The organism is Pseudomonas sp. PS01298 (assembly GCF_029959745.1).
Classification (GTDB): Bacteria; Pseudomonadota; Gammaproteobacteria; order Pseudomonadales; family Pseudomonadaceae; genus Aquipseudomonas; species Aquipseudomonas aylmerensis.
In genome coordinates, this window is the sequence record NZ_JASCPP010000005.1 from 1 (window position 1) to 21679 (window position 21679).

At 61.3% G+C, this 21679-nt stretch carries 20 protein-coding genes; 7 read left to right on the top strand and 13 right to left on the bottom strand.

Annotation, left to right across the window (positions count from 1 at the left end; genetic code table 11):
- Positions 1-258: 258 nt before the first annotated feature.
- The 8 genes from QMX97_RS03580 to QMX97_RS03615 form a co-directional block, all read right to left on the bottom strand.
- Positions 259-1212: a D-2-hydroxyacid dehydrogenase family protein gene (locus QMX97_RS03580; protein WP_282396037.1), complete on the bottom strand. Its 954-nt coding sequence runs from the start codon at positions 1210-1212 to the stop codon at positions 259-261.
- A 26-nt stretch (positions 1213-1238) separates the two neighbouring features.
- The gene (locus tag QMX97_RS03585; RefSeq protein ID WP_065908132.1) at positions 1239-2252 is read right to left on the bottom strand and encodes an alpha/beta hydrolase; all 1014 of its coding nucleotides are present in this window, start codon (positions 2250-2252) and stop codon (positions 1239-1241) included.
- A 45-nt stretch (positions 2253-2297) separates the two neighbouring features.
- Entirely contained in the window at positions 2298-2741 is a 444-nt protein-coding gene (locus tag QMX97_RS03590) for a YqaA family protein (RefSeq protein WP_106803710.1), read from the bottom strand.
- A 3-nt stretch (positions 2742-2744) separates the two neighbouring features.
- Positions 2745-3191, bottom strand: a complete 447-nt coding sequence (locus tag QMX97_RS03595; protein WP_213553761.1) for a DUF411 domain-containing protein — start codon at positions 3189-3191, stop codon at positions 2745-2747.
- Between the two features lie 111 nt (positions 3192-3302).
- Positions 3303-3761, bottom strand: coding sequence for an SRPBCC family protein (locus QMX97_RS03600; RefSeq protein ID WP_106803711.1), 459 nt, complete (start codon positions 3759-3761; stop codon positions 3303-3305).
- A gap of 78 nt (positions 3762-3839) precedes the next feature.
- Entirely contained in the window at positions 3840-5834 is a 1995-nt protein-coding gene (locus QMX97_RS03605; protein ID WP_106803712.1) for a methyl-accepting chemotaxis protein, read from the bottom strand.
- A gap of 173 nt (positions 5835-6007) precedes the next feature.
- Complete coding sequence (locus QMX97_RS03610) at positions 6008-7567, bottom strand: M91 family zinc metallopeptidase (protein ID WP_201144772.1); 1560 nt, start codon at positions 7565-7567, stop codon at positions 6008-6010.
- 162 nt (positions 7568-7729) lie between these two features.
- Entirely contained in the window at positions 7730-8725 is a 996-nt protein-coding gene (locus QMX97_RS03615; protein WP_106803714.1) for an aldo/keto reductase, read from the bottom strand.
- 117 nt (positions 8726-8842) lie between these two features.
- Between QMX97_RS03615 and QMX97_RS03620 the strand changes: the two genes are divergently transcribed.
- A complete protein-coding gene (locus tag QMX97_RS03620; RefSeq protein ID WP_106803715.1) occupies positions 8843-9766 on the top strand; it encodes a LysR family transcriptional regulator in 924 nt (307 codons plus the stop codon).
- On the opposite strand, the gene QMX97_RS03625 is transcribed toward QMX97_RS03620, so the two are convergent.
- Both QMX97_RS03625 and QMX97_RS03630 read right to left on the bottom strand, forming a co-directional pair.
- Complete coding sequence (locus tag QMX97_RS03625; protein ID WP_282396039.1) at positions 9759-11285, bottom strand: M91 family zinc metallopeptidase; 1527 nt, start codon at positions 11283-11285, stop codon at positions 9759-9761. The two genes, QMX97_RS03620 and QMX97_RS03625, sit on opposite strands and share 8 nt — an antisense overlap.
- 111 nt (positions 11286-11396) lie before the next feature.
- The gene (locus QMX97_RS03630; RefSeq protein ID WP_065908148.1) at positions 11397-12305 is read right to left on the bottom strand and encodes an AraC family transcriptional regulator; all 909 of its coding nucleotides are present in this window, start codon (positions 12303-12305) and stop codon (positions 11397-11399) included.
- A 102-nt stretch (positions 12306-12407) separates the two neighbouring features.
- Here QMX97_RS03630 and QMX97_RS03635 point away from each other — a divergent pair, with 102 nt between their 5' ends.
- The 5 genes from QMX97_RS03635 to QMX97_RS03655 are packed head-to-tail and all read left to right on the top strand — an operon-like array spanning position 12408 to position 16814.
- Positions 12408-12968, top strand: coding sequence for a carboxymuconolactone decarboxylase family protein (locus QMX97_RS03635; protein ID WP_282396040.1), 561 nt, complete (start codon positions 12408-12410; stop codon positions 12966-12968).
- A gap of 40 nt (positions 12969-13008) precedes the next feature.
- On the top strand, positions 13009-14070 hold the full coding sequence (locus tag QMX97_RS03640; protein ID WP_106803717.1) for an acyl-CoA dehydrogenase family protein: 1062 nt from the start codon (positions 13009-13011) through the stop codon (positions 14068-14070).
- Positions 14067-14870 carry an ABC transporter ATP-binding protein gene (locus tag QMX97_RS03645; protein ID WP_201144768.1) on the top strand — a complete coding sequence of 268 codons (804 nt, stop codon included), beginning with the start codon at positions 14067-14069 and terminating at the stop codon, positions 14868-14870. Before QMX97_RS03640 ends, QMX97_RS03645 begins: the two co-directional genes overlap by 4 nt.
- Positions 14857-16056, top strand: coding sequence for an ABC transporter substrate-binding protein (locus QMX97_RS03650; protein ID WP_282396042.1), 1200 nt, complete (start codon positions 14857-14859; stop codon positions 16054-16056). The genes QMX97_RS03645 and QMX97_RS03650 overlap by 14 nt, the downstream gene beginning before the upstream one ends.
- A complete protein-coding gene (locus QMX97_RS03655; protein WP_282396043.1) occupies positions 16053-16814 on the top strand; it encodes an ABC transporter permease in 762 nt (253 codons plus the stop codon). Before QMX97_RS03650 ends, QMX97_RS03655 begins: the two co-directional genes overlap by 4 nt.
- Positions 16815-16876: 62 nt before the next feature.
- Here QMX97_RS03655 and QMX97_RS03660 read toward each other — a convergent pair whose 3' ends face one another.
- On the bottom strand, positions 16877-20461 hold the full coding sequence (locus QMX97_RS03660; RefSeq protein WP_282396044.1) for a membrane-targeted effector domain-containing toxin: 3585 nt from the start codon (positions 20459-20461) through the stop codon (positions 16877-16879).
- A gap of 172 nt (positions 20462-20633) precedes the next feature.
- Positions 20634-20768: a hypothetical protein gene (locus QMX97_RS03665; RefSeq protein ID WP_256595088.1), complete on the bottom strand. Its 135-nt coding sequence runs from the start codon at positions 20766-20768 to the stop codon at positions 20634-20636.
- Positions 20769-20940: 172 nt separating this feature from the next.
- Here QMX97_RS03665 and QMX97_RS03670 point away from each other — a divergent pair, with 172 nt between their 5' ends.
- Positions 20941-21129 (top strand): hypothetical protein, encoded by a 189-nt coding sequence (locus tag QMX97_RS03670; RefSeq protein WP_016978057.1) that lies wholly within the window; start codon positions 20941-20943, stop codon positions 21127-21129.
- 15 nt (positions 21130-21144) lie between these two features.
- Here the strand turns inward: QMX97_RS03670 and QMX97_RS03675 are convergent, their stop codons facing one another.
- Positions 21145-21525 carry a fe2+ zn2+ uptake regulation protein gene (locus QMX97_RS03675; RefSeq protein ID WP_065908163.1) on the bottom strand — a complete coding sequence of 127 codons (381 nt, stop codon included), beginning with the start codon at positions 21523-21525 and terminating at the stop codon, positions 21145-21147.
- Positions 21526-21679: the final 154 nt, after the last annotated feature.

Below are 21679 nucleotides of genomic sequence, written 5' to 3' on the forward strand. Positions count from 1 at the left end.
GCTGGGAAAACGGGGGCGGGGTGGTGGGCGGGGTAGGCGGAGGTAGGGTTGCAGGGGGTATGACGGGGAAGTGCTCCGATGTGGTGCGTGGGGTGCATCAGGTTGGGCGGGGGGGCAGGTTTTGGGGCTGCTGCGCAGCCCAACGCAGGGCAAGCCTGCTCGCCACAGGGGGAGCGGCTTGCTGGGGGGAGCGGCTTGCTTAGGGGGAGGGGTTCCCTCATCAAGTGTGTTTGCTATGGGAGAACTGCTGCTCCCCTGTCAGTTGAGCAGTCGGAGGGGGGCCTGATTGGCCCAGGCCTGGATGTCCTCGATCATCTGCTGGTAGAACTGCCGGTAGTTCTGCTCGCTGACGTACCCCACGTGCGGTGTGGCCAGGACATTGTCCAGTTGGCGAAACGGATGGTCGGCGGGCAGCGGTTCTTCGCTGAACACATCCAGCGCGGCGCCGGCCAGTTGGCCGTTTTGCAGGGCCCGCACCAGTGCCTGCTCATCCACAATCGGACCGCGCGCGGTGTTCACCAGGCGTGCGCTGGGTTTCATCCAGCCCAGCGCCTCGGCATCCACCAGGCCGCGGCTGCGGTCGCTGAGCACCAGGTGGATAGTGAGAATGTCGGCCTGTTCAAACAACTCTCGCTTGCTGACCCACGTCACGCCCGAGGCGGCTGCGCGTTCCGGCGTGAGGTTTTCACTCCAGGCAATCACGCGCATGCCGAACACCTGGGCGAACTGCACGACTTTCTGGCCGATGCTGCCCAGCCCCAGGATCCCCAGGGTCTTGCCATACAGGTCGCCGCCCAGTCCCACCTGCCAGCCGCCCGCTCTCAGCGAGTTGGCTTCGGCCACCAGGTTGCGAGTGGAGGCCATGATCAGTGCCCAGGTCAGTTCCGGCGCGGCCTGTTTGTAGCTGTCGGTGCCACACACCTGGATGCCCAGCGCCTTGGCCGCCGGGATGTCGATGGCCGCGTTGCGCATGCCGCCGGTCACCAGCAGCTTGAGCTGGGGCAAGCCCTGCAGCAGGGCCTTGTCGAAAGTGGTGCGCTCGCGCATCACGCAAATCACCTCAAACCCCTGCAACCGCTCAATCAGGGTGGCGGTGTCCGCCGGGTAGTCGTGCAGGAAATGCACCTGGCCTACCGACTCCAGCACCGACCAGTCCACCACGCCACTGGCGACCTTCTGCCAATCATCAATGACTGCGATCTGTACCGACATTCACGCGTGCCTCGAAAAAGGTTGGATTAAAGGGCGTTCAAGCCCTGCAACAATGCTTTATTGAACTGTGCCGGTTCTTCCATTTGCGGTGCATGGCCCAGGCCCGGGAATTCCACCAGGGTGGAATGCGGGATCAGCTTGGCCACCTGCTTGCCGAGTACCGCGTAGTTGCCGAGCTTGGCCTTGACCTCCGGCGGCGCCAGGTCCTTGCCGATCGCGGTGTTGTCCGCGGTGCCGATCCACAGCAGGGTCGGCATCTGCAGGTCCTTGAACTCGTAGTACACCGGCTGGGTGAAGATCATGTCGTAAATCAAGGCCGAGTTCCATGCCACCTGGGTATGGCCCGGGCCTTTGTTGAGGCCGGCGAGCATATCCACCCAGCGGTCGTATTCGGGCTTCCAGCGCCCTACATAGTAGGTGTTGAGCTCGTACTTGCGAATGCCTTCGGCGCTGAGTTTAAGCTCGCGCTGGTACCACTGGTCGACGCTGCTGTAGGGCACGCCGAGGGCTTTCCAGTCTTCCAGGCCAATCGGGTTCACCAGCCCAAGCTGCTCGGTCTGGGTCGGATAGAGCAGGGCGTAGCGGGTGGCGAGCATGCCGCCGGTGGAGTGGCCGATAATGGTCGCCTGGTGAATGCCGAGCTTTTCCAGGAGTTGATGGGTGTTTTGCGCCAGTTGCTGGAAGCTGTACTGATAGTGATCAGGCTTGCTGGAGGTGCAGAAGCCGATCTGGTCGGGCGCGATCACCCGGTAACCGGCCTCGCTCAAGGCCTTGATCGAGCCTTCCCAGGTAGCGCCGCAGAAGTTCTTGCCGTGCATCAGCACCACGCTGCGCCCGTTGGCCTTGCCGGTGGCGGGGATGTCCATGTAGCCCATCTGCAGGGACTTGCCCTGGGATTGGAAGTTGAAGTGCTCAAGTGGATAGGGGTACGCAAAGCCTTGCAATTCTGGCCCGTAGGCGGGGCCTTCAGTGGCTGCGAACACCGGGGTGACACTGGCGGTGAGCAGGCCGGCAAGGCAGAAGGTGCGGATCAGAGGCATGGGCGGGGCTCCAGACAAGATGTCTCGGATGCTGTTGGGAGGCGATTAAGTGGGGATTAACACCCACTGCAAGGTCAGGGCTGCCAGCACCCCGTAACGCACGCCCTTGGCCAGGGTCACCAGCAGCAGGAAACGCCACAACGGCTCGCGCATCACCCCGGCGACCAGCGTCAGCGGGTCACCGATGATCGGCACCCAACTAAGCAGCAGTGTCCAGTGCCCCCAACGCTGGTAATGGTGCCGGGCTTTGGCCAGTTGCGGGTCGCTGACCGGAAACCAGCGCCGGTGCTTGAAGCGCTCCACCCCGCGCCCGAGCAGCCAGTTCAGCACCGACCCCAGCACATTACCCAGCGTCGCGACCACCAGCAGCCACCACAGGCTGTAATGCCCGCTGAGCAGCAGGCCAACCAGCACGGCTTCGGATTGCAGGGGCAGCAGGGTCGCGGCGCCAAACGCAGCGAGAAACAGCCCCAGGTAACCGGCAAGCATCGGTCAGTGTGCCGGGTACTCGGCCACCACCACATCCTGGCCGTCGCGGGTCAGGCCGATGACCTGATACGCCTCGCTGCGCCCTTCGACTTCCATGCCCGGCGAACCCATGGGCATGCCCGGTGCGGCGATTCCCAGCAGGTCGTCGCGCTTGCGCAGCGCCAGTACCTGCTCGGCGGGCACATGGCCCTCGACGAACTTGCCGTCGATCACGGCGGTGTGGCATGAGCCCAGGCGCGGCGCCACGCCAAGGCGTTGCTTGACGTCACTCATATTGGCTTCGACATGGTCATTGACCTTGAAGCCGTTGCTTTCCAGGTGGCTGATCCACTTCTTGCAGCAACCGCAGTTGGCGTCGCGGTGTACGTCGATGGGGATCAGGTCGGCGGCCTGGGCCAGTGTGGTGGTGAACAGGGCCGACAGCAGGGCCAGGCGCAGGGTGGTTTTCATCAAAAGGCTCGCAAGCAGGAAGTGGCGATTGGGATGGCGGCGATCATGACGACGTCATCGCAGGCAAGCCAGCGCCCACCGGCGAGCAACCTTCGCGGTAATGTTTCAAAATTATACGAAGGGCGGATTTTCCAGCCGATGCTTGAGTTGGTCCAGGGCAATCGCGGACAACTCGATCATGCGCTCATGCAAGGTGGCCAGCTGCAATTCGGTCTCATAGGTCAGCACGCGCTTGAACAGCGTGCCGCCGCGAAACGGCTGCAGGAAGTAGTGAATGGAGCCATCGACGGCGAGGGAGGTAAACACGGTCTTGAACTCGCCGGGGCGGCGGGCGACCTGTACGCGGTAACTCATGGGCACGCGCACGCCCAAGAGGTCGATCATTTCGGTAAAGCGCGTGCCGACGGGGAGTGAACCGGTGGTGCCGGTGTCGGCACTCAGGGATGTGGGGTGCCATTCGTGCCAGCGATCCGGCTGGGTCACATAGTCGTAGACGGCATCGATGGGGGCCTGGATAAAGCGTTCCTGACTGATCCGCTCCAAGCGGACTGACTGCTCTGCAGCGCGCATGGCACACCTCCTGTGTGGCTGTGAACTGTCAGAATAGTCCGACTCCCGCGCATTGCACGGGAGTATCCAGGCCATTTATCAGCTCACCTTGAAACGCCCCATCAAGGCAATCACGCGTCCATTGGCGTCCAGCAGGGTCTGCGTATTGGTTTGCGTGGCATGGCCGCTCTGCACCAGTTCCTCGACCATATGTCGGATCTGCACCATGCTGCGGTTGATCTCCTCGGTCACCGCGCTTTGCTGCTCGGCGGCCGTGGCGATCTGCGTGCTGAGGTTGTTGATATGGCTGACCGAGCCTGCCATCTCGTCCAGGCCGGTGTTGACCCGCGCGGTGGCATCTGCCGCCGATTGGCAGCTGGCCTGGGTGTTTTCCATGGCCGCCACCGACGAACTCACCCCGGTAGTCAGGCGCGCGAGCATCTCGTTGATCTGCGAGGTGCTGGCCTGGGTGCGCGCGGCCAGTGCTCGGACTTCGTCGGCAACCACGGCAAACCCCCGGCCTTGTTCGCCGGCCCGTGCCGCTTCGATTGCAGCGTTGAGCGCCAGCAGGTTGGTCTGGCCCGCAATCGCGCCGATCACGCCCAGGGTTTCGGTGATGCGCGCGGCGTCCTGGCGCATGTTCTCCACGGTGTGGGTGGCGCTGGCCACTTCGCCGATCAGGGCGCTGACACTGCTGGAGGCTTCGCCGACCACCACGCGGGAACGGTCGGCGTGTTCGTTGGCGCGTTGAGTGAACGAGGCGGTTTCTGCGGCGTTCTGCGCAACCGTGTCGGCGGTGGAACTCATCTCGGTGATGGCGGTGACGGTCTGGTCGGTCTCCGAGGCGTGGCGCACCAGGATCTGGTTGGTGTGCGCCGAGGTTTTCTGCAGTTGCTCAAGGCCCGACGACATGGCGCCGGTGGCCTGCGTGACCTCGCCGATCATGTTTTGCAGGTACACGATAAAGCGGTTGACCGAGTGGCCGATGGCGCCGAGTTCGTCTTCAGCGCGGATGGTGATGCGTCGCGTCAGGTCGGCGTCACCGGCGGACAACGCGTCAATATTGGCTTTCAGCGTGTTCATGCGTTGCACCAGTTGGCGGATCGCATAGGCCGCCAGCAGCACCAACAGCAGCACCATGGGGATTTGCACCAGGGCCAGGCTGCCGAGCACGTCGTCGCGCTGGGCGGTGATCAACGAGGTGGGCAGGGCGGTCGCCAGGAACCACGGCGTGCCTTCGATGGGGCGCATATAGAACGTGCTGGCCACGCCCTGATTGTCGAACTCGCTGCGCTGCAAGGCCTGGTCACGGTGGGCCAGGGCTTTGCTGACCTGGGCGGCAAATGCCGAGGTGCCGGTGAGTTCGCTGATGTTCTTCAACACCACCGGGCCACTGAGGCGCGTGCTGTTGCTGATGATCTTGCCGTCGCCTTCGACGATCAGCATCTGCCCGCCGATGTCTTTTTCCTTGCTGGCCACCAGCGCGTTGAAAAAGCCCAGGGTCACATCAATGGTGGCGACGCCATACGCCGCACCGTCCCGCTGGATCGCCATGGCGCAGTTGGTGCGCGGCTCCTGGCTGGCGTCGTCCTTGTAGGCGGCAGCCCAGGCACATTGGCCACGCGGCGCGGCGAGGCCGCCCTTGTACCAGCTCTGGTCGTAGTAATTGGGGGCAGGGTCGCTGTTCCAGAACGTGTTCACTACGAGCTTGCCCGACGCATCGCGGTGCCAGAACGTGCTGTGCTTGTTGCGCCCCGGCGTGCGCTGGTTGGGCAGCGGCCAGATGCCGCCGCCGAAGACTTTCAGCTCGCCGTACTGGTCCACCAGGCCGGGCAGGACCTTGTCGATGGCATCACTGTCGAGCAGCACAATAGTCTGGGTGATGCTGCGTTGCTGGGCCTGGACCTTGTTCAGTTCGCCCTGGATCTGCTCGGCCACTTCACTGATGCGGTTGAGCACCACCTGTTCTTCGGTGTACTGCAGCTTGGGCGCAACCAACTGGCCGATACCCACGACCGTCAAGACCAATAACACCAGGACGAACAGCACCAGAAACAGGGTGTAGCGAGTTTGGATGGAGCGTAGTGGGGGCATGGGATTCGTCCTTACGAAGCGTTTATTGTCGACGCGGCTTTTTGGAGCTTCGTAGGGCTATCGGCGTGGATGGGCGGAGCTTTAGGTACGATGGTGCTAAATAGCTGGGGTTGACCAGAGCGAGGCCGACTACCCGCCGCGCTCCGTGTAGGAACCGATATTGAGGCGCCGCTCTACGTCCCACGACCTTGATCGCTAGGTGACCATAAGACGGTCTTCCTCAAGGGTTTGCCCATCTCTTCATTCAGGGCGTTTTCGGTAAACGGTCTCGGATTGACAGTGCTCGGCGGTGTCGAGGGGTCATTGTCGAAATCAAAAGGTTCGGCATCGCTGGGCAGGCCAATGGCTTGACGTACTTCATTCCTGGCGAGACCCGATTCTCCCGGCGCTTCGCGGGTTTCCCCCGGCAGGAATGTACCGGTTGCGCCATTGTAGGCGGAGGCCACCTGAGCGAAGAGAGCGGTGGCGGGTACCCGTGTGTTGGTGCGGTCGGCGTTTTCGAGCGTAGCCGGCGAGTCAAAGTGAATGATGCCGCGATCGGCGCGGGCACCGGGCACGCCATTGGTGATCGTCCCGAAGGCCCCTTCGCCTGCGCTTTCGGACTCCTCAGGTGTCATGTTTTCCAGTCCAGTGCTGCCAAACAGGTATTCGTTACCGCCGTGGTTGATCGGCCGTATGCTGACCTTGGCGCCGTTTATTGCCGCAAGTTCATCCATTCGCTTGAGTGCCTGTTGCCCCGTGGGTGAACTGCGCAGAAATTCAAAGTCGTCGGCGACGCTCTGCTTGAATTCCTGTGCCTGGTCCTCGTTGACTTCTGGTGGGACGTCCACGCTGAAGCCGCGGTTGCCGGCATTGCTGGGTTTGACTTCGGTGAAAGCCGATCCTTGGGTGCGGTCGAAACTATCCCCGGCCTTGGCGTAGATGCGGTCATTGGGCTGGTTGTTCCAAATGCTGTCTTTGCCTTTGCCGGTGTAGAACGTCGTGCGTGCGTTCCCGACCAAGTTGTCATCGCCATTGCCACCATGTGCAACGGTGTGCCCGCTGCCGGAGAAGAGCACATCGTCGCCGTCGCCACCGTCCATGTAGGTTTGCTTGGTGGCGGGGCCAGAGCCCGCAATGAGCAGGTCATTGCCCTTGTTGCCGTACATCACGCCGTTGCCGCTGCCGCCGATGATCGTGTCGTCGCCCTCGCCGCCGGCGGCATAACCCAAGCCACTGCCCAACACCAGGGCATCGTTGCCACGCCCTCCGAACAGCCTGCTGCGACCGCCGCCAGCCTGGATGCGATCGTCACCATCACCGCCTTCCACTCTTGTACGAAGCTTGACGTCATCGTCGATGATGACCGTGTCGTCGCCGCCGTGGGTATCGATCGCCAGCTCCTGCTCGCGGTCTTCCTTGCTTTTGACGTCGAATACATGCGGTTTATCGTTGATTGTGATCTGCATCTTGTCATTCGGTAAATTGCGCACATGGACCCGGTCAGCGCGATCACCGGTTTCTACGTGCAGGAAATTGTTCAGGATCTGCGGCTTTTTCGGGTCACTGGGGTCCCAGTCGATTGACCGGCTGATTTTGGTGCCACCTTCGTCAAACAGCACCTGTGTCCGGCGGTTAACCATGTCTGGCTTGAGGTCGGTCGGTGGGGTGTAGGGCGAGGTGGCTGTCTCGGGAGGCTTGGGTAGCTGGGCGTAAGGCTGGGTGGCCGAGGGGTTGGATGGCGTGGATATCATGACAGGTCCTTTTTATCGACTCTTGAGGCGCGCCTGATGAAGCATCAGGGCTGCTCTTACGTGGCATCGCGCCTGCAAACGTTCCTCTCGCCCGCGGCCTATAGAGTGCCAAACGTTTCGTCGTGGGGGCGCCTCCCTCCAGGCGCCCCGTGGGTTTGGCGGTCAGATATCCAGCATCGCCATTACCGCCTCGGGATAACGCAGGCCGGCGGTGGCATCGGCCGGGAAGATCGCCTCCAGCGCGGCCAGCTCGCGGGTGCTGAGGGTCAGCGAGACGGCGGCGACGTTTTCTTCCAGGTACTTGCGCTGCTTGGTGCCGGGGATCGGCAGAATGAATTCGCCCTGTGCCAACACCCACGCCAGTGCCAGTTGCCCGGCCGTTACGCCTTTTTCGGCAGCGAGTGCCTGGACCTGTTGGACCAGCAGCAGGTTTTTCGCAAAGTTGTCGCCCTGGAAGCGCGGGCTGAAACGGCGGTAATCATCGGCAGCGAAATCATCCGGGCTTTTCAGCGCGCCGGTGAGAAACCCCCGGCCTAATGGACTGTACGGCACAAAGGCGATGCCCAGGCGTTGGCAGGCAGCCAGGCAGCCGTTGAGTTCCTGGTCGCGGCTCCACAGTGAATACTCGCTTTGCAGGGCGCTGATGGGGTGCACGCGATGGGCGCGCTCCAGTGTGACGGCAGACGCTTCGCTCAGCCCCAGGTAACGCACCTTGCCCTGTGTGACCAGATCGGCCATGGCGCCGACGGTTTCTTCGATGGCCACGTCGGGGTCGATACGGTGCTGGTAGTACAAATCCAGGGTGTCGATGCCCAGCCGTTGCAGGGTGCCGTCGATAGCATTGCGAATGTATTCGGGCCGGCCATTGACCCCGCGCACTGCCGGATTCGCCGGGTCACGGACGATGCCGAACTTGCTCGCCAGGAACACCTGGTCGCGCTTGCCGGCGATGGCTTTGCCGATCAGTGCCTCATTGGTGTGCGGGCCGTAGATGTCGGCGGTATCGAGGAAGTTGATTCCCAGTTCCAGCGCGCGATGCAACGTCGCGACGGCCTCCTGGGTATCACTGCCGGTGGTGTAGAAATCCGTCATGCCCATGCAGCCGAGGCCGATGGCGGAGACGTGCGGGCCGTTTTTACCGAGTTGACGAGTGTGCATGGGTCCAGCTCCTGGGTGGGGAAGGGCTCCATTGTCATCCTCGACAAAACCTTGATAAACCGGCTAAAAGCACTATCACTATTCGTAATTTCTAAATAATCAGCCAGGAGCCGGCCCGTGGACCGTTTTAATGCGATGCGTGTGTTCACCCGGATCGTCGAATTGGGCGGGTTTGCCAAGGCGGCCGACAGCCTGCAATTGCCGCGCGCCTCGGTGACCATCCTGATCAAGCAGCTGGAAGCGCACCTCGGCGTCCAATTGCTGCAACGCACCACACGCCAGGTCAGCCCGACCCTGGACGGTGCGGCGTACTACCAGCGCTGCGTGCAATTGCTTGCCGACCTTGAGGAAACCGAGGCAGTGTTTTCCACGCGCCGGCAGAACCCGCGCGGCACCTTGAGCGTTGATATGCCCTCGGGTATCGGCCGCTTTCTGGTCATTCCCGCCTTGCCGACATTTACTGCTCGATACCCGCACATTGATTTGGAAATTGGCCTCAACGACCGCCCGGTGGACCTGATCCGCGAGGCCGTGGATTGCGTGTTGCGCGGTGGCCTGGCCTTGGACGAATCGCTGGTGGCGAGGCCGTTGGCAATGATGGATCAAATCACCTTGGCGAGCCCCGGTTATCTGGCGCGCAAGGGCGTGCCGGCAAGTCTTGATGACCTGGCCGGGCACCACATGGTCGAGTACGTTTCCAGTGCCAGCGGCAAACGCTTTGGCCTGGAGTTTCAATTCGGCGCTGAACTGCGTGCGGTCAACCTGCCCAAGGTGGTTGCGGTCAACAGTGCCGACGGCTACTTCTGTGCCTGTGAAGCGGGCTACGGGTTGATCCAGGCGCCGTACTACCACGCGATGCAGCGCCTGGCGCAGGGCAGCCTGGTGGAAGTGCTGGGGCAGCTTGCAGTGCCGAAAATGGCGCTCACGGCACTGTACCCGCCACACCGGCAGCTGTCGCAGCGGGTGCGGGTATTTGTCGATTGGCTGGTGGAGTTATGCGCCCAACCCGGCACCGGGCTGCAACGTCAGCGTCTCAGGTGAGGTAGGTTTTGCGCTCTGGAAGACCCATTTCGCGCCTCATGCCATTCTCCGTGAAATGCTCGGGGTTGATGCGGGTGGGCGGGGTGGATGGATCGTTATCGAAATCGAAAGGCGACGCGCTGCTCGGCAAACCGACGACCTGGAACTCAGTGTTCCTGATAGGAATTGAAATGTCAGGGCGTGCTGGCGGGTGCTCTATGGTTGTGCCTGGCAGGTTTGTTCCCGTCGCACCGTTGTAGGAATGCCCCACTTCATGAACCAGCCCGATGAGTGGAAATCCAAAGGTGCGTCCATCCGGTGCGACCGTAGTGCTTGTGTCGTAAGCGATCACCCCCTTATTGGCGCGCGAGCCAGGTTTATTGTCGGTGATCTTGCCCCTTTTAGGGTCATCACCGTCTAAACGGCGACCGTTTTCCCAAGCCTTATCCAGTTCCAAACTCCCGAAATTGTAAGCGTTGCCTCTGTCTGTTTGTTCCTCGATAGTGACTTTTCCCCCTGCCACGGCGGCTTCCCTGTCCATATCCGTGAGCATCTTTTGCCCAGTGGGAGAGCCGCGCAGAAACTCGAGATCATCCTCTACGCGTTGTTTGAATTGTGGCGTGCCTACGACCCCAAATCCCGCACCGCCAGCAGTGCTGGGTTGCACCGGGGTCAATGTTGAGCCTTGCGACCGGTCGTACACATCGCCGGTCTTGGCATATATATGATCGCCTTGCTGGTTGTTCCAGACTCGATCCTGACCTTTACCGGTGTAGAACGTCGTTCGATCGTGCCCGACCAAATCGTCGTCACCTTTGCCACCATGGAGTACCGTATGCCCATTACCGGCGTACAGCCGGTCGTTGCCTGCTCCCCCATCCAGATAGCTCTGTTTTGTGGCGGGGCCGGCGCCCGCATACAGCCGATCATCCCCGTTGTTTCCGTACATGGCTGAATTGCCGGGGCCGCCGATGATGGTATCGTCGCCGTCGTTGCCTTCGGCATAGCCTGCATGCGAGCGCAGCTTAAGCGTGTCGTTGCCCGGCCCGCCCAGAAGCCGAGTGATGCCACCGCCGCCAGTGAGCGTGTCATCCCCTTTGCCCCCTTCAATCGTCAGCGGGTTTTTCACGTCTTCACTGACGGTTACCTGATCGTTTCCGCCGTGGGTTTTGATCAGCAAATGCAGGGGCTTCCCGTCTCGGTCCTTGTCATCGAGCGCGTATGACTTTCCATTGATCTGGACCTTGAGACGGCCATCAGGGTTTTTGCCGACATGGACCGCGTCGGCAGCGTTGCCCGTTTCCATCACCAGTGTGAGTTGCTTTAACTCCGGCGGTCTGCTCAGGAAGTCCCACTTGGCCTGCCGTGAAATCTTTGAGTAATCGTCGTTGTGTAAAACCTCGGTCTTGGTTTGCATCGGGCCCTTGCTCGGGTCCAAACGCGGCTGGACGTAGATGGAATCCTCGGACGCTGAATGTTTTGCATCGCGCAGCGGATCATGATTTTGGCGGCTTGTCGGAGGTGCTGCGGGGCTGATCATGGGTGAGAAGTTCCACTGTTTGCCGAAGATGTACTCCTTGTGTGAGAGCGCCGGAAAAACAGTTCCATATTTTCTTACAGCTTGATTGGCGTAAAACTACACACTTGCATTTTATTTCGACGCCAAACCCTTGCGGTAAGCGCCGGGCTGCTGCCCGGTGACCTTATGAAACGCGCGCGTAAACGCCGCCACTGATTGATACCCCACCGCCAGCGCTACATCGGCCACGGTCTGGTCCTGCTTGAACAGTTGGCAGGCATGGCGCACGCGCATCATCAGCAATACTTGCCCTGGCGATTGCCCGCACAGTTCATTGAACCGCTTGAAAAACGCCGAGCGCGACAGCCCGGTGCAGGCGGCCATGCTTTCCAGGCTCCAGGGTTGCTCGGGGTGGGCGATCAATTGCTCGAGCAAATGCGCAAATGTCGGCTGCCGGGCCAGCGCGGCAAGGCCGCCAAGTTCGGTGTTATCCAACACCTGTTGGCGCAGCACATACAGGAACAGCAGATGGCAGAGGCGTTCCAGCAAGGCGGAAGAGGGCGGAGTGCGTGCGCATTCTTGCAGGATCAGGTCGAACAGGTTGCGTGCAGCCGTGAGTGACGGATCGCCGGCTCGCAGCACGATCCAGGCGGGCAGGGTGTCGACAATCATCGCCGACAGGCCGGACTGGAAATGGAAGAACCCGCAGACCAAGCCCACGCCGTCGGTGGCGCTGCTGTCCAGCGGCTCCATTGGGCGACGCGGGCATTCCTGCGCGCCCGCCGCCGTGGCTTCACCCGACAGTCGATACTCAAGGTCACGCAGCAGGAACACCGCGTCGCCGTTGTCCAGCGCCACCGGGGTGGGCTCGCCATCGATGTGCAACCAGCACTGACCCTGCACGATCAGGTGGAAACTGGCCCGGGCCAGGCCGTGGGTACTGGCGTGCCAGTCGCCGCAATAACGCCCGACGTGGAACAAGCTGGTGTTGAGTTCGAGGCTGTCTAATAACCAATCGACAAGTGCACTGGACGAATTCATCTAATGGAAAGACTCAAGAGCAAGTAATCGCTACTTTAGCCTATTGAGGGGTTTTTTTATAACCAACAGACTGGTTACACCAACCCCCCAGGAGACCACTCCATGTCCCGTGTACCGCTGCTCACCCCCGAAACCGCCCCGGATGCGGCCAAACCCTTCCTCGAAAACGCGCTGAAAGGCTCGGGGTTTATTCCTAATCTGCTGGCGGTGCTGGCCAATGCTCCGGCGGCGCTGGAAACCTACATCACCGTCTCCGGCCTGAACGCCAAGACCGAACTAAGCCTGGCTGATCGTGAAGTGGTGCAATTGATTACCGCGACGACCCATGGCTGCGACTTCTGCGTTGCCGGTCACACCGCCGTGGCGCGCAACAAAGCCAAGCTGCCGGAGGCGGTGATCGAGGCGCTGCGCCAGCGTGGCGAATTACCCAATGCGCGGTATGAGACACTCGCCGCCTTCACCCGTGAAGTGATCGCCACCCGCGGCGATGTCAGCGATGCCGGTTATGACGCGTTCCGTGCGGCAGGCTACTCCGAAGGCCAGGCCCTGGAAGTTATTTTGGGCGTCAGCCTGGCAACCCTGTGCAACTTCGCTAACGTGTTTGCCCGTACCCCGCTGAACCCGGAGCTGGCGCAATACCGTTGGGAAAAACCGGCCAGCTGAAGTGGCGATGGTCCCTCTGCGTTAACAAGGAGAAACATGAATGCTTGACCCTATCTTGAGCCGTTGGCTCGATGTTCAAGCGCAGGCCCTGGATGTGGGCAGTTGCGATCCACAGGAAGTGCTGCCACGGCTGGCAGAAGCCAATGTATTGCGTATCGGTGTGCCCACGGCACTCGGCGGGCTGGGCGGTGATGTGGCCGGCGCCGTCGAGGCCATCGCCAATGTCGCCAGCCATTCGCTGGCGGCGGCTTTCGTGTGCTGGGGCCAGCGTTCGTTTATCGAGTATTTGCTGCAAAGCCCAAATGCGCGGCTGCGCGAGCAACTGCTGCCGGACCTGCTCAGCGGCAAGCTGGCGGGGGCGACCGGGTTGTCGAATGCGATGAAGTTTTTGTCGGGCATCGAGACGTTGCAGATCAGCGCCGAGCCCAACGACCACGGCTGGACCCTCAACGGTCGCCTGCACTGGGTGACCAACCTGCGCAAGAACGGCTTTGTTGCCGCTGCGGCGATTGAACATGCCGGCGGTGGCGCACCGTTTATCCTGGCGATTCCGGATTCGGTGGCCGGCTTGCAGCGCTCGCGCGACCTGGAGCTGCTCGGCCTGCAATCGAGCAACACCGCGGCGTTGGGCCTGGAAGGCGTGGAGCTGAGCCGCGACTGGTTGCTGCATGACGATGCGCGCAAGTTTCTGCCAGCGGTACGCCCGGCGTTCCTTGGCCTGCAGTGCGGCATGTCGATCGGCCTGGCGCGGCGCTCACTGGCCGAAGTCGCCAACCATCTGGGGGCCAGCCGTACGGTGTTGCGTGAAGAACTCGAGACATTGCGCGTGACCCTCGATCATTTAGTCAGCGAGTTGAAGAGCGGCCTGTTGGCCGGGCGCTTTGCCGCCGAGCCGGTGCCGTTGTTCAAGCTGCGCATCGCCTTGGCCGAAACCGCCGCCAGCGCTGTGCAGCTGGAGTTGCAGGCCAGCGGTGGAAAGGCCTATCTCACCGCGCATGGCAGTGGGTTTGCGCGACGCTGGCGTGAGTCGGCTTTCGTGCCGATCGTCACGCCAAGCCTGGTGCAATTGCGCACCGAGTTGCAGCGTCAGGCCAACCTATGAGCCCGGCGGTATTGACGGCCCAGGGGATTTGCCTGGGGTACGCGAGTGGCCCGGTATTGCAGGGATTCGACCTGCAGTTGCAGCCTGGCGAAGTAGTGTCGATCCTGGGTCCCAGTGGTGTTGGCAAGTCCAGCCTGTTGCGTGTGCTGGCCGGTTTGCAAACGCCTCAAGGCGGCAGCGTACGTGTGCTCGGTGAACCATTGAACGGCCCGCATCCACGCGTCGCGGTGGCGTTCCAGGACCCCAGCCTGTTGCCTTGGCTGAGCCTGGAAAAGAACGTCGCCTTCGGCCTGGATTTCGCTCGCCAGCCGCACCTCAGCCCTGAAGAGCGCCGCCACCGCGTCGACCACGCCATCGCAGCGGTAGGCCTGGAGCACGCGCGCCAGCAGTTTCCGGCGCAGTTGTCCGGTGGCATGGCGCAGCGCACGGCGTTGGCGCGCTGCCTGGCTCGCCAGCCGCAGGTATTGCTGCTGGATGAGCCATTCGGCGCCCTTGACGAGGTTACCCGCGCGGACATGCAGCACCTGTTGCTCAAGGTCAATCGCGAGCAAGGCGCGGCGGCGGTGCTGATCACCCATGACATTGATGAAGCGCTGTTGCTGTCCGACCGCATCCTGCTACTGGGCAACCGCCCGGCGCGGACGCTGGGCGAATGGCTGATCGACCTGCCGCAGCCGCGTGAAGAACAGGTGGAAGCCATCGGCACGCTGCGCATCGAGATTCTCAAAACCCTACGGCAGGCGAGCCGCCCCCAACCCAACCCCCTTGACCTGCCGGAGCCCTGCCATGTGCCTGGATGACCTGACTCACTCGCGCCGTGATTTTCTCAAACTGTCCGCCGTACTCAGCGCCGCCGGCGCGTTGCCCCTGTTGAGCAGCCTGCAGGCGCGCGCCGCCAGCGAGCCGGATGCGCCGGTACGCATCGGCTACTTGCCGATCACCGACGCCACGCCGTTGCTGGTGGCCCACAACAATGGCCTGTTCGAAGCCGAAGGCATCAAGGCCGAACGCCCGGTGCTGCTGCGCAGTTGGGCGCAGGTGATCGAGGCGTTTATCTCGGGCCAGGTCAACGTGATCCACCTGTTGTCCCCCATGACCGTGTGGGCGCGCTATGGCAGCAAGGTGCCGGCCAAAGTGGTGGCGTGGAACCACGTCGGCGGTTCCGGCCTGACCGTGTCACCGGGCATTACTGAGGTGAAGCAACTGGGTGGCAAGTCGGTAGCGATTCCGTTCTGGTATTCGATCCATAACGTGGTGGTGCAGCAGCTGTTTCGCGACAACGGCCTGACCCCGGTCGCCCGTGCGGCCGGCAGTGCGATTGCCGCGAGCGAGGTCAACCTGATCGTGCTGCCGCCATCGGACATGCCGCCGGCCCTGGCCAGCAAGCGCATCGATGGCTACATCGTCGCCGAGCCGTTCAACGCCTTGGCGGAGAACCTCAAGGTCGGTCGTGTGCAGCGCTTTACCGGTGACGTGTGGCGCAACCATGCGTGCTGCGTGGTGTTCATGCATGAACATGACCTGACCAACCGCCCTGAATGGTCGCAGAAGGTGGTGAACGCTATCGTCAAGGCCCAGGTCTGGACCCGCGACAACCGCGAGGAGGCGGTGAAACTGCTGTCCAAGGACGGCCCGAACCGCTACACGCCGCATGCCGAACCGGTGCTCAGCAAGGTGCTCGCCCCGGCGGCCGGCGACCGCGCGGCCTACCTGGCCGATGGCGCTATCCAGCACGCCAATTGGGATGAGCACCGCATCGACTTCCAGCCCTATCCGTTCCCCAGCTACACCGAGGAACTGGTGCGGCGCTTGAAAGACACGCTGATCGAGGGCGACAAGAAATTCCTCGCTGACCTCGACCCGGCCTTCGTGGCCAAGGATCTGGTGGACGACCGCTTCGTGCGCAACGCCATCGAGGCGGTGGGCGGCATGAAGACCTTTGGCTTGCCGGACGGCTTTGAGCGGACCGAGGAGATTGGCGTTTGAACAACCGCAGAGTCCCGGGCTGGTTGCTCGGGTTGAGTGGCCTGGCCGGTTTGCTGGTGCTCTGGTGGCTGGGGGTGAAGGTACTGGGCGACGCGGACGGCCTGTCCGCGCGCTTTTCGCTGGCGGCGACGTTCAGCAGCCTGTGGGAATTGCTCGGGCGGGGTGAGCTGTATCTGCACATCGCCGTCAGCCTCAAGCGCATTTTTGTCGGGCTGTTCCTGGCCTTGCTGGTGGGGGTGCCACTCGGGCTGCTGGTGGGCAGTTCACGCAACCTGGAGGCGGCGACCACGCCCGCGTTCCAGTTTCTGCGGATGATCTCGCCGTTGTCCTGGATGCCCATCGTGGTGATGCTGATGGGGGTAGGGGACCCGCCGATCTACTTCCTGCTGGCCTTTGCCGCTGTGTGGCCGATCATGCTCAATACCGCAGCCGGTGTGCGTCAGTTGGATCCGCGCTGGTTGCAATTGAGCCAGAGCCTGAGCGCCACGCGCTGGGAAACCTTGCGCCGCGTGGTCATCCCCGGGGTGGTCGGGCATGTGCTGACCGGCGTGCGCCTGGCCATCGGGATCCTGTGGATCGTGCTGGTGCCGTGCGAAATGCTCGGGGTCAGTGCGGGGCTGGGGTATTACATCCTGGATACGCGTGATCGGTTGGCTTATTCGGAACTGATGGCGATGGTGCTGTTGATCGGGGTGTTGGGGTTCGCGCTGGACGCGCTTGCACGCGGGCTGCATCAGCGATGGGTGCATGCGGGCTGACAGGCCCTGAAACGAAAGCCCGGCATTTCGCCGGGCTTTCGTGGGTCGGTTCATCGACCCGCTTACGCCGCCACTGAATTCCTGGGTGGCGCTTTTTCCTGTTTGAAGATGTGCAGGTCACCAGGCAGATCATCCGGTTTCAGACGCTGGGCTGGATCAGGCACGTGATTGGTTTTCCTGAGCCCGAGGCTTGGCCCCGGATCGGTCCTTTTAAACACCCCGACACCAATGCTGCCCGTCAACTCTGCCACGCCCGGGATACCTTGGCTGGTTTTCATGTGGGCGTTGCCCACCAAGGCAATCCATTTTTCGCCCGCGGAGTTTTGCCGGATGGTCTGCGCGGCGTAGTAGTTGAATTCCTTTAGCCTTGGCACAAAGTCCTCGGCCTTCATCGCTTGCTTGTACAGCTCGCGTTCATCCTTGTGCCGGGTCAAGTAACAATGGTCCAGCGGCACGACTTCTATGCCTGCATCGGAAAACTTTTTAACCAGTTGATTGAAAGAGGGAAACCGTGGGGTTATGCCATCCCCAAGGTAGCCGATGCCGTCGTCGACGAGCTTCATCTGTGCGTCATAAAACGTGGCTTCCATATACAGCTTCTTCACGCCTTTTTGCTTGAAGGTGTCCACGTTGTCGAACAGTGTCTGGAAGCTCGCCAGGTCTTTGTGAACGTCACCAAAGACCACCCCATCTGCCGCGTCCAGCGATTTTTCGATCAGTTGTGAAGGTGTGACGCTTTTGGGGATCTCGGGAATGGTCGGGCGCGCTGGCAGTTCGCCAGAGGCCATGCGTTGGTAGAAGGCGTCCATTTCCCGACCAAACTTTTCGCGGGTTGCGGCTTTTCTGCTGGGGGTGAAATGGGCGTCATTGCGCGCACCGTTGATGCTCGTTACGTACTCTGCGTCAGGCAAGTGGTCGGTTTTGGGCGCGGTGGGGACGTGACGGCCCTGCCGGTCGATGGGGTTATAACGGGCGTTACCTGGCCGTCCTATGGCGCCCTCCATCCTCGGCGAGGGCGGCATCATTGCATCCAGAGGGTTGAAGTCGTCCAACGGGGTGCCGTAAGGCCTCATCTGGACCGGATCGTAGGCATAGCGTTGGCCATTCGCCAGGATGGTGTCGGCCTCGTAGGTCTGGCCTCCGTACTTGAACGAACCGTACGTCAGGGGCCCATGTTCGCGACTCATCGCATTGGCCAGGTTCAAGGAGTCTGTCGCGCCCTTGATCTTGTCCACACCCTTGCCGATCAGCTTGGCGCCACCTTCCACCAGGTCGCCGAGCCCACCCAGCGGGTTGAGTTCACTGATGACGGTGGTACCGAGGATTTTCGCGACCTTCAAGGCCTTGCTCGCCGCGCCGGCAGCTTTAGCGCCGACCTTGGCAACCTTCCCCGCGCCGGCGGTGACAAACCCGAAGATATCCATGCCCAGGTCGATTGCGCCGTCCAGGTGGTTACCGTTTTGAAAGTTGACGATCGCCGACCTGAGGGGAATCAGGTCGAGAAAAAAATCCGCCAGTTTCCCCTCGGTTTCCATTTGCTTGTCGAACGTCGTGGTGCCCTTGGCCTGCTTGACCACATCGTTGTTATCAATATCCAGGTGTTCGACAAAAGCATCGGCAATGGCCTGGGTTCGCGTGCTTGCAAAGCTGTTGGGGGTGGCGCGTGGCTCGCTCGCTTGACCGCCTGAAGCCAGGGCTGCGGCAACGGTATCGGAGGGTTTGAACGACTCTATCGGAAAGACACGGTTGGCTTCGCGCTCGCGCTCTTGAGTCAGGACGGTGTTCGGCACCGCGGTGATGGAACCCCGTTTAAAGTCGATCTCATAGACCTTTTCGCCGTCTACCCCCGTGGTTTTGACCAGCAGCGCCTGGTTTTTTTCTGCGAGGGTTCGATCGGTAAAGCCCAGGCCCAACTGGTAAGTATGATTTTGAAAGAACTCAAGCTTGCCGTATTCGAATTGTTCCCTGTCAGGCAGAGGAAGCTGGGCAATCATTTGTTTGACGGCCGTCTTGAGGCCTTGTTTGCGCTGGTCGATGGCTGCGGTGAATTGAGTGTCGAACTCGGTTTTCACCTCCAGATTGAGGGACTTGCCTCGTGTCGCCTCAACGATCCGATCATCGGTGGACTCCCATTCATACTGGTGCAGGCCGCTCATGGCGATATCCAGCAGCGAATGCGGGCCGGCGGGCGCGCGATTGGGGTCGTAGAGCGGCTGGGCGTGAGGCTGCACGGTCTGCTTGACCGTCAGGAGCTTCTCTTCAAAAGGTACGTTCTCGCCAAACCTTTCTTTCAGCTTGGCCAGCGCGATTTCCTTGCGGCTGGGAATAGGGGCCTCAATCTGGCTGCTGGCGTCGACGCGCATGCGTGCCTGCTGATTGAAGGCACTCCTGACCTTCTCAACGTCGGTGGTGTTGTAACGGTCAGCCTCTGTTTCAGAAAGCACGCCGTTGACCACCCCCCAGACCCGCAGCGCAGCGGTCTGTGCCTGTTGGGTCATGGCAAGGTTTTGCAGGCCGGCATTCTCGGCCTCCAGCATGACTTGGGCAAAGGTCATATTGGGCACCTTACCAGGTGCCTGGTGTTCTATCGTGGCCGCAGCGATCGACAGGCTGACCCAGGCAGGGCTGCCATAGGTGACATTGGCGGGAATATCTTTGATCAGCAGTTCAGGGGCTGTCCTGGCCAGTAGCAGGTAAGCACCGACCTTGGCCATTCCAGATGTGGTGTAGCGTTTGGTCTCCAAATGCTTGCTGAGGTTGTCCACTATCGTGGAAGCGGGTTTGCCCCAATGCCTTTGCTGGACCAGATCGAAGCCAGCAACCTTGGTTTTATTGGGCTCAGCAATCGATGTCGGGTCCAGAAACAAATTCATCGCCGCCAACGTGTAGTCGTTTACGCTGGTATCGGTGGCAATCCCGTTCAATTGAGTCTGCAAGGCGTGACCCAACCCTTGCGCACGCGCGGTGCCAAGGAGTGCTTCCAGTGCCTTTGCCGGGTCCTTCAGGGCCTCGGCAGACAGTGGCTGGTTGCTGTTCAAATACTCCAGAAGCCCCTGGCTTGTCACCATCGGTGGGGGATTCGGATGCTCTGTCACATAGAGCCGCGCGTTTTCCATCAGCGAGCGCTGCGCCTGGCTACTCAACGGCACTGGCCAGGACAGCGCGCCACCAAAGTTGCCCAGTGGGTGTTCCATGGAGCGGTCGAGCACCGCGTCGGCCAGCGCGGTCAGGGAAAAATGGCTGTTGGGCATCTTCAACCCGTAGTCGGTGATGAAGTCTTCAAGCGTCGATGCGGTGTCTACTTGCGAGGCGTAGGTTGAGGCCGGATGAATATCCATGAGAGCGGTCGTCAGCGCGGAGATGATGGCCTGGGGCGTGGTGTTCACACCCAGGCGGGCGGCTATCTCGTTGAGCTTTTGCCCCAGGGTCCGCAGGTTCTGGTTGTCCGCCAGGGACCGTGACAGCCCGGTATGGCTGGTGTCGGTGGGTGAGCGCCGCTGGCGCCCTGTAGGTGTCTGGTCGGCGTCCTCTGAAGGCTGAGGTGTCGGTGCAGGGCTGACGAATAATGCGGGTGTCGCAGCGGGAGTGGGAAGCGGGAGAGTTTCAGCGCTGGGCTGGTGGGGAGGTGTATAGGCAGATATTGACATCGGTGGGTACCTTTTTGACTTGCCAAGAAAAGCGCCTGTCATTAGGAGGTTCCCTGTTCCTCAGGCGCCTCTTTGGGTGTGGAAAACACCCGCCGAGGTTCCTCCTGAGGGGACTGCTGTGTGTAAGACCGAGTGTCGGTGAATCAGAGAATTTTCTGATACCGCTCAGGCGTCAGCGGTGGTAGTACCCCGGCCCGCCTTCTGAATAGCGATGGTCGTGCCAGCCGCCTCCGTGCGGGAAAAAGAAGCAGCCGCTCATGCTCAACATGACCAGCAAGGGGATCAGCAGTGCGATACGACGAAGCATGTCCAAGTCCTCCGGGGGCTTACAGGATCAATCAGGCGTCAGACAAGCCAAAGCTTTTCATCGCCTGTAACATAGGACCCTGCCGACCCGCGTCCATCCCCGTTGCCGGGTATGTACTTGGCATGTTCGGCGATACAAAGTGGATACATTTTTTCAGGTTCAGGAACCCGTCATGACCCAAAAGCAACGTTTGAAATACTCGATTCTGATCGCCCTGGCGGTACTGGCGACGATGTTTGGCCTGTCCTATCTGCAGAACATCGGGGCGATCAGTGAGAAGACGTTCCAGACCATCGCCATTGCCGTTGCAGTGGTCGTGGTGGTGATCAACGGCATCATGCGCCGCAAGGTCAAGCTCTAAGCCTGCGACGCAACGTCAGGCGCGACCTTCGAGTACCTTCGCAGCCTCTTCATGGAGGCTGTAGCTTTTATCTGCATTGAGGGTGATCACGCCCTCGCTGCACAGGCGCTTGAGCACCTCGCGCACACTCAGAAACGACAGCGGGATGCCCAGTTCGAGCAAATGGCTGTGCACGCCGCGCACGCCCAGCGTGCGCTGGTTGTCGGCGGCGGTGAGCAGGGCGTCGATGACCTTCAGCCGAATCAGGCTGGTGCGCAAACCGAAACACTTGAGCAAATGGCGAATACGCTGGTTGCCTTGCTGTTCGGGCGCTTTGCCGAACGTCTGTGCGCCGCTGCCGTAATGGGCGTCGGCTGCCGGTGAATGTCCGTCCGTGGGCACTTGCGGGTTGTACATGCAAAACTCCTTATCAGAGCCTGATCAGGAAAATGATGGCGCTCTTAGTTAATAAGACGTACGAGCGAGCAAAATCATGAAGTTTCGGATGTAGAAATTTTGTCGGTATCGGTTTTGTCACAGTCGCGCCGCCTTAAATAAACCTCGGCGCGCG

Bases quoted from the DNA above. Each gene is read 5' to 3' on its own strand.
- QMX97_RS03580 (WP_282396037.1), bottom strand. From the start codon at position 1,212: ATGTCGGTACAGATCGCAGTCATTGATGATTGGCAGAAGGTCGCCAGT.
- QMX97_RS03585 (WP_065908132.1), bottom strand. From the start codon at position 2,252: ATGCCTCTGATCCGCACCTTCTGCCTTGCCGGCCTGCTCACCGCCAGT.
- QMX97_RS03590 (WP_106803710.1), bottom strand. From the start codon at position 2,741: ATGCTTGCCGGTTACCTGGGGCTGTTTCTCGCTGCGTTTGGCGCCGCG.
- QMX97_RS03595 (WP_213553761.1), bottom strand. From the start codon at position 3,191: ATGAAAACCACCCTGCGCCTGGCCCTGCTGTCGGCCCTGTTCACCACC.
- QMX97_RS03600 (WP_106803711.1), bottom strand. From the start codon at position 3,761: ATGCGCGCTGCAGAGCAGTCAGTCCGCTTGGAGCGGATCAGTCAGGAA.
- QMX97_RS03605 (WP_106803712.1), bottom strand. From the start codon at position 5,834: ATGCCCCCACTACGCTCCATCCAAACTCGCTACACCCTGTTTCTGGTG.
- QMX97_RS03610 (WP_201144772.1), bottom strand. From the start codon at position 7,567: ATGATATCCACGCCATCCAACCCCTCGGCCACCCAGCCTTACGCCCAG.
- QMX97_RS03615 (WP_106803714.1), bottom strand. From the start codon at position 8,725: ATGCACACTCGTCAACTCGGTAAAAACGGCCCGCACGTCTCCGCCATC.
- QMX97_RS03625 (WP_282396039.1), bottom strand. From the start codon at position 11,285: ATGATCAGCCCCGCAGCACCTCCGACAAGCCGCCAAAATCATGATCCG.
- QMX97_RS03630 (WP_065908148.1), bottom strand. From the start codon at position 12,305: ATGAATTCGTCCAGTGCACTTGTCGATTGGTTATTAGACAGCCTCGAA.
- QMX97_RS03635 (WP_282396040.1), top strand. From the start codon at position 12,408: ATGTCCCGTGTACCGCTGCTCACCCCCGAAACCGCCCCGGATGCGGCC.
- QMX97_RS03640 (WP_106803717.1), top strand. From the start codon at position 13,009: ATGCTTGACCCTATCTTGAGCCGTTGGCTCGATGTTCAAGCGCAGGCC.
- QMX97_RS03645 (WP_201144768.1), top strand. From the start codon at position 14,067: ATGAGCCCGGCGGTATTGACGGCCCAGGGGATTTGCCTGGGGTACGCG.
- QMX97_RS03650 (WP_282396042.1), top strand. From the start codon at position 14,857: ATGTGCCTGGATGACCTGACTCACTCGCGCCGTGATTTTCTCAAACTG.
- QMX97_RS03660 (WP_282396044.1), bottom strand. From the start codon at position 20,461: ATGTCAATATCTGCCTATACACCTCCCCACCAGCCCAGCGCTGAAACT.
- QMX97_RS03665 (WP_256595088.1), bottom strand. From the start codon at position 20,768: ATGCTTCGTCGTATCGCACTGCTGATCCCCTTGCTGGTCATGTTGAGC.
- QMX97_RS03670 (WP_016978057.1), top strand. From the start codon at position 20,941: ATGACCCAAAAGCAACGTTTGAAATACTCGATTCTGATCGCCCTGGCG.
- QMX97_RS03675 (WP_065908163.1), bottom strand. From the start codon at position 21,525: ATGTACAACCCGCAAGTGCCCACGGACGGACATTCACCGGCAGCCGAC.